The following is a 6,193-nucleotide window of genomic DNA, read 5'->3' on the forward strand; positions in this document are numbered from 1 at the left end:
GCGGCTTCCGCGGCGGGCGGATCTTCCCCTCCGTCTTCATCGGCGCCGCGTTCGGGCTCGGCGCCCACGCCCTGGTGCCCTCGGTGCCGGAGGCGGTGGGCGTGGCGGCGGGCGTGCTGGGCATGCTCCTGGCCATCACCCGGCAGGGCTGGGTGAGCCTGTTCACCGCCGCGGTGCTCGTGGCCTCGCCGACCATCCTGGCCCTGCTGTGCGTCGCCTCGCTGCCGGCCTGGCTGCTGGTGACCGGGCGGCCGCAGATGCAGCTGAAGGAGGACGGGACGGCGCTTCGATGACCGGCCCGGCGTGCCCGCGTGGCCGTGTGCCCGTACCCCCGTACCGAACATCCCCGGAACACCCCACCCACGACTCCCAGGAGGCCGTCGCATGCCGCTCCACCGAGGTCACGAGAAGCCCGACGAGCGTCCCCTGTCCGTCAACCCCTTCTACGGGGAGGCCGATCCGGCCGTCGAGATGAGCGAGGCGCCGCCCAAGCACCGGCTGGCGGATTCGCCCCTGACGCCCACCACGGCGTACCAGCTGGTGCACGACGAGCTGATGCTGGACGGCAACTCGCGGCTGAACCTGGCCACGTTCGTCACCACCTGGATGGAGCCCCAGGCCGGGGTCCTGATGGGCGAGTGCCGCGACAAGAACATGATCGACAAGGACGAGTACCCGCGCACCGCCGAGCTGGAGCGGCGCTGCGTGGCGATGCTCGCCGACCTGTGGAACGCGCCCGACCCCTCGGCCGCCGTGGGCTGTTCGACCACCGGGTCGAGCGAGGCCTGCATGCTGGCCGGGATGGCGCTCAAGCGGCGCTGGGCCCAGCGGAACGCCGACCGCTATCCCGCGCGGGACGCGCGGCCGAACCTCGTCATGGGCGTCAACGTCCAGGTGTGCTGGGAGAAGTTCTGCAACTTCTGGGAGGTGGAGGCCCGTCAGGTGCCCATGGAGGGCGACCGCTTCCACCTCGATCCGCAGGCCGCCGCCGAGCTGTGCGACGAGAACACCATCGGGGTCGTCGGCATCCTCGGCTCCACCTTCGACGGCTCCTACGAGCCGGTCGCCGACCTGTGCGCCGCCCTGGACGCCCTCCAGGAGCGCACCGGCCTGGACATCCCGGTCCACGTCGACGGGGCGTCCGGCGGCATGGTCGCGCCCTTCCTGGACGAGGACGTGGTGTGGGACTTCCGCCTCCCGCGCGTGGCCTCGATCAACACCTCGGGGCACAAGTACGGGCTGGTCTACCCGGGCGTCGGCTGGGCGCTGTGGCGGGACAAGGAGTCCCTGCCCGAGGAGCTGGTCTTCCGCGTCAACTACCTCGGCGGCGACATGCCGACCTTCGCGCTCAACTTCTCCCGGCCCGGCGCGCAGGTCGTCGCGCAGTACTACTCGTTCCTGCGGCTCGGCCGCGAGGGCTACCGGCTGGTGCAGCAGTCCACCCGGGACGTGGCCACCCGCCTCGCCGGACGCGTCGAGGCGCTCGGCGACTTCCGGCTGCTCACCCGCGGCGACGAGCTGCCGGTCTTCGCCTTCACCACCGCGCCGGAGGTCACCTCGTACGACGTCTTCGACGTCTCACGGCGGCTGCGCGAGAACGGCTGGCTGGTGCCCGCGTACACCTTCCCACCGAACCGCGAGGACCTGTCGGTGCTCCGCGTGGTCTGCCGCAACGGCTTCTCGGCGGACCTCGCGGAGCTCTTCGTGGAGGACCTCGCCCGGCTGCTGCCGGAACTGCGCCGCCAGCCCCACCCGCTGACCCGCGACAAGGCCGCGGCGACGGGCTTCCATCACTAGGGCCTCTCTTCCGGATCTTGCCGCCGGTCGGCCGGCAGACGAGGCAACTCGGAGCCGGCCTGATCCGGAAGAAAGGCCCTGGCTCATTCGGTGGGCGCCTGCTGTTCTTCCGCCTGCTGTTCGAGGGCGACCAGCTCGAAGGCCGTCCTGCCGTCCAGCGACTCGCGGATGATGTCGGCGTGGCCGGCGTGCCGCGCCGTCTCGCGGATCAGGTGCAGGCACAGCCAGCGCACCGAGACCCGCTCGTCGGGCGGGAACCAGGGGTCGTTCGGGAGGGGGAAGGTGTCGTCGAGGCTGGGCACGGAACGGACGTAGTCCTCCGTCTCGGCGGCGACCTTCTCCCAGTACGCCAGTTGCTGGGCGACGGTCTCGCCGTCGAGCAGCTGGAAGCACTCGTGCCAGTTCGCCTGCGTGCGCCGCACAGCGGGCGGCTGCTGCTTCGCCCGGGCGATCCAGCCCTGCTCGACCTCGGCGACGTGCTTGAGCAGCCCGCCCAGGGACAGCTCGCTCGCGCTGGGACGCGTGCGGGCCTGCTCCTCGGTGAGCCCAAGCAGCGCCCTGCGGATGCCACCGCGCTGTTCCTCCAGGAAGGACAGCAGCGCTCCGCGCTCGTCGCCCTGCGCTTCCGCCCGCACGTGAGTGACCATGACCGGCCGCCTTTCGTCTCGACGCTCCCGCCGGCTCCTGTCCGGCATGGAAGAAGCTATCGGCCCATGCGGTCAAATCCTGTCCTAGAACGGGAAGCCGCTGCGGCCGTGCTGCACCGAGATCCACTTCACCGTGGTGAAGGCGTCCAGCATCGTGTCGCCGTTGAGCCGGCCGATTCCGGAGTGCTTCTCGCCGCCGAAGGGAACGATCGGCTCGTCGTGCACGGTCCCGTCGTTGACGTGGAACATCCCCGTGTCGATCCGCTTGGCGAAGGCGACGCCGCGCTCGATGTCCGCGGTGTGGACGGCGCCGGACAGTCCGTAGGGGGTGTCGTTGACGATCCGGACCGCCTCCTCCTCACCGTCGAAGGGGATGAGGAAGCAGACCGGGCCGAAGACCTCCTGACGGAGCAGGGCGGAGTCCGCGGGGAGGTCCGTGAGGACGGACGGCCCGACCAGGTTGTCGGTGGCGGTGCCGCGCACCAGGGCGGTGGCGCCCTCGGCGAGGGCCTGCTCCACCGCGTGCGAAACGGCGTTCGCCTGGGTGGAGTTGATCACCGGGCCGATGACCGTCTCCGGGTCGCGCGGGTCGCCGACCTTGAGCGACTTCACCTTGGCCACGAACTTCGCGGTGAACTCGTCCGCGACCGAGCGGTCGACCAGGACGCGGTTCGCGGCCATGCAGACCTGGCCCTGGTGGACGTACCGGCTGAAGACGGCCGCGTCGACCGCGTAGTCGAGGTCGGCGTCGTCGAGGACCACGAGGGCGCTGTTGCCGCCGAGTTCGAGGACCGCGCGCTTGAAGTGGGAGGCGCAGACGGTGGCGACGTGCCGGCCGACCTTGTCGGAGCCGGTGAAGGAGATGACCTTGGGCACCGGGTGCTCGAGGAAGGCGTCGCCGATCTCGGCGATGTCGGTGATCACGACGTTGAGCAGACCGCCCGGCAGCCCCGCGTCCTCGAAGATCTTCGCGACCAGGGAGCCGCCGGTGACCGGGGTGTTCTGGTGGGGCTTGAGCACCACGCCGTTGCCGAGGGCGAGAGCCGGGGCGACCGACTTGATCGACAGCAGGAAGGGGAAGTTGAACGGGCTGATCACACCGACCACGCCCACCGGGACCCGGTAGACACGGTTCTCCTTGCCGTCGACCGGGGACGGGATGATCCTGCCCTCCGGCCGCAGCGCCAGATGGACCGCCTCGCGCAGGAACTCCTTGGCCAGGTGCAGTTCGAAGGCCGCCTTCAGCCGGGTGCCGCCGAGCTCGGCGATGATCACTTCGGTGATCTCCTGCTCGCGCTCCTCGACCAGGCGCAGCGCCTTCTCGAACACCGCGCGGCGGGCGTAGGGATTGGTCGCGGCCCATTCCTGCTGGGCGCGGGCGGCCGCCCGGTAGGCCTGGTCCACCTCGTCGGCCGTGGCTATCGTGATCGAGGCCAGCTTCTCGTCGTCGTACGGATTGAAGTCGATGATGTCCCAGGAGCCGGTGCCCGGACGCCACTCGCCGTCGATGTACTGCTGGGCCAGGTCGGTGAAGTAGGACGACATGTGATCCCTCAAATCCCCTGCTGCCGAGGCGGTTCGAAGCAGTCGGAGCCCGATCAACTCACGATCACTTCTTCACGGTCCGATCGTTCAGGTCTGATCGTTTAGATCGTTCAGGTCTGATCGCACGTCATCGTACTTGCGCGGCAGGGAAGTTGGGCGTTCACCGAGGTGTTCCGGGGGATTCCCTACGACAGCTGGAGCAGGCCGCGCAGCAGGTCGCGGCTCTCGTCGGGGCCGGGGCTGTCGTTCTGCAGTTCCTTGAGCGCCTTCTCGTACTGCGCCACGTCCTCGCGCTTGTCGAGGTACAGCGCGCTGGTGAGCTGCTCCAGGTAGACCACGTCCGACAGGTCGGACTCGGGGAAGCTGAGGATGGTGAAGGCACCGGACTCGCCGGCGTGCCCGCCGAAGCTGAACGGCATGACCTGCAGCCGCACATTGGGCCGCTCGGAGATCTCGATCAGGTGCTGCAACTGGCCGCGCATCACCTCGCGGTCGCCGTACGGCCGGCGCAGGGCCGCCTCGTCCAGGACGATGTGCAGCTCCGGGGCGTTCTCGGCGACGAGGTACTTCTGCCGCTCCAGACGCAGGGCGACCCGCCGCTCGACGTCGGCCTCGCTCGCGCCCCGCATGCCGCGCCGCACCACCGCGCGGGCGTACGCCTCGGTCTGCAGCAGCCCGTGCACGAACTGCACCTCGTAGACGCGGATCAGCGACGCCGCGCCCTCCAGGCCCACATAGGTGGGGAACCAGCTGGGCAGGACGTCGGAGTAACTGTGCCACCAGCCCGCGACGTTGGCCTCCTTGGCGAGGGAGAGCAATGAGGTGCGCTCCGCCTCGTCCGTGATGCCGTACAGCGTCAACAGGTCTTCCACATCCCGGGTCTTGAAGCTCACCCGGCCCAGCTCCATCCGGCTGATCTTCGACTCCGAGGCCCGGATCGAGTACCCGGCCGCCTCCCGCGTGATCCCCCGCGTCTCGCGCAGCCGCCTGAGTTGCGAACCGAGCAGCATGCGCCGCACCACCGATCCGGGCTCTCCCGCGCTCACGTTCGCCAGCCTCCCCAGCCGTCTTCAGACGGCCGCAGTCTGCCACTAAATCACTCCGAGCAGTACTCGTGCGATTACGGAAACGGAAAGAGACCGAAGAAAGGGCGCAGCAGGAAGCAAGAAGGAGGCAAGCGGCAGTCGAGAAGATGGCGGAAAAAATGACCAGTAAGCGGTACGGGAAGGTCCAATTCGGTCGCGTGCACGTGCATCTGCCCTTGCATCTGCTGTAGCCATCCGAAACCATGGTCTCGCGCCACCGCTGCATCGCAACGACCGCGAATTCCCGGGAGTGCCTCGCATGGGGACGAATGGATCGACCATGCTCGAGCCGTTACGGCAGGGCCTTCCGCCGCTGGACCCCGCGGCCGTGTCCAACGCCGCCTCCTGCGCCCTGCCGGCCCGCTACGAGGCCGTGCGCGAGGCCAGGCGCTTCACCCGCAGAACACTGGAGCAGTGGGAGCTGGGCGAGCGCTTCGACGACGTCTGCCTGGTCGTCTCCGAGCTGGTCACGAACGCCCTGCGGCACGCGCTGCCCGGCCCTGCGGCCGCGCGCGCCCACGAGCAGGTCCCGTCCGTGCGCCTGCACCTGATGCGGTGGACCGAGCGACTGGTGTGCGCGGTGCGCGACCCCAGCCAGGACAGTCCCGTCGCCCGGGACACCGAGGACTTCTCGGCGGAGTCGGGCCGCGGCCTGTTCCTGGTCGACTCCTTCAGCGACAGCTGGGGCTGGCACCCGATGGCCGGCAGCGTGGGCGGCAAGGTCGTCTGGGCCCTGTTCCGGCTGCCACCCGCCGACTGACGAACCGCGGCGTTTCGCGACGCCGCGGTTCTACGCGCGTCAGCAGCCCGTGGGAAATCGCTGACGGGGCGTCTGTTCCGGTGGAGGTTACGGCTACTGCGTTCAGCCCGCGATCAGATGGTCGAACTCGCCGTCCTTGATGCCGAGCAGCATCGCCTCGATCTCCGCACGCGTGTAGACCAGCGCCGGACCGTCGGGGAAGCGCGAGTTGCGCACGGCCACCTCCCCGCCGGGCAGCCGGGCGAACTCCACGCAGGAGCCCTGCGAGTTGCTGTGCCGGCTCTTCTGCCAGGCCACCCCGCTCAGCTGCGTGGCCGCCATGCCGTTGTGCACGTCGTACTGCCCGTACACGCCCTCAA

At 69.6% G+C, this 6,193-nt stretch carries 6 protein-coding genes and 1 pseudogene; 3 read left to right on the forward strand and 4 right to left on the reverse strand.

The genetic code is table 11. The features are described 5' to 3' along the window. Positions 1–293, forward strand: a pseudogene (locus IE249_RS38770) (ion channel protein); the annotation flags it as partial. A 91-nt stretch (positions 294–384) separates the two neighbouring features. Then, on the forward strand, positions 385–1,797 hold the full coding sequence (gene gad, locus IE249_RS28510; RefSeq protein WP_189709280.1) for a glutamate decarboxylase: 1,413 nt from the start codon (positions 385–387) through the stop codon (positions 1,795–1,797). Between the two features lie 83 nt (positions 1,798–1,880). Here gad and IE249_RS28515 read toward each other — a convergent pair whose 3' ends face one another. The 3 genes from IE249_RS28515 to IE249_RS28525 all read right to left on the reverse strand — a co-directional run bounded on the left by IE249_RS28515 (position 1,881) and on the right by IE249_RS28525 (position 5,011). Further along, on the reverse strand, positions 1,881–2,444 hold the full coding sequence (locus tag IE249_RS28515; protein WP_189709282.1) for a DinB family protein: 564 nt from the start codon (positions 2,442–2,444) through the stop codon (positions 1,881–1,883). 84 nt (positions 2,445–2,528) lie between these two features. Then, positions 2,529–3,989, reverse strand: coding sequence for an aldehyde dehydrogenase family protein (locus IE249_RS28520; RefSeq protein ID WP_189709284.1), 1,461 nt, complete (start codon positions 3,987–3,989; stop codon positions 2,529–2,531). Positions 3,990–4,174: 185 nt separating this feature from the next. Further along, positions 4,175–5,011, reverse strand: coding sequence for a Sco1979 family transcriptional regulator (locus tag IE249_RS28525; RefSeq protein WP_506004913.1), 837 nt, complete (start codon positions 5,009–5,011; stop codon positions 4,175–4,177). 343 nt (positions 5,012–5,354) lie between these two features. On the opposite strand from IE249_RS28525, the gene IE249_RS28530 reads away from it, so the two are divergent. After that, a complete protein-coding gene (locus tag IE249_RS28530; RefSeq protein WP_229859436.1) occupies positions 5,355–5,834 on the forward strand; it encodes an ATP-binding protein in 480 nt (159 codons plus the stop codon). Positions 5,835–5,936: 102 nt separating this feature from the next. Here IE249_RS28530 and IE249_RS28535 read toward each other — a convergent pair whose 3' ends face one another. Further along, positions 5,937–6,185 (reverse strand): DUF397 domain-containing protein, encoded by a 249-nt coding sequence (locus IE249_RS28535; RefSeq protein WP_189709381.1) that lies wholly within the window; start codon positions 6,183–6,185, stop codon positions 5,937–5,939. Positions 6,186–6,193: the final 8 nt, after the last annotated feature.

Source organism: Streptomyces anandii JCM 4720 (assembly GCF_014650655.1).
Classification (GTDB): Bacteria; Actinomycetota; Actinomycetes; order Streptomycetales; family Streptomycetaceae; genus Streptomyces; species Streptomyces anandii.

What these genes read in the sequence shown, in the direction of transcription:
- gad (WP_189709280.1), top strand. Translation starts at nt 385, where the DNA reads ATGCCGCTCCACCGAGGTCACGAGAAGCCCGACGAGCGTCCCCTGTCC.
- IE249_RS28530 (WP_229859436.1), top strand. Translation starts at nt 5,355, where the DNA reads ATGCTCGAGCCGTTACGGCAGGGCCTTCCGCCGCTGGACCCCGCGGCC.
- IE249_RS28520 (WP_189709284.1), bottom strand. Translation starts at nt 3,989, where the DNA reads ATGTCGTCCTACTTCACCGACCTGGCCCAGCAGTACATCGACGGCGAG.
- IE249_RS28515 (WP_189709282.1), bottom strand. Translation starts at nt 2,444, where the DNA reads ATGGTCACTCACGTGCGGGCGGAAGCGCAGGGCGACGAGCGCGGAGCG.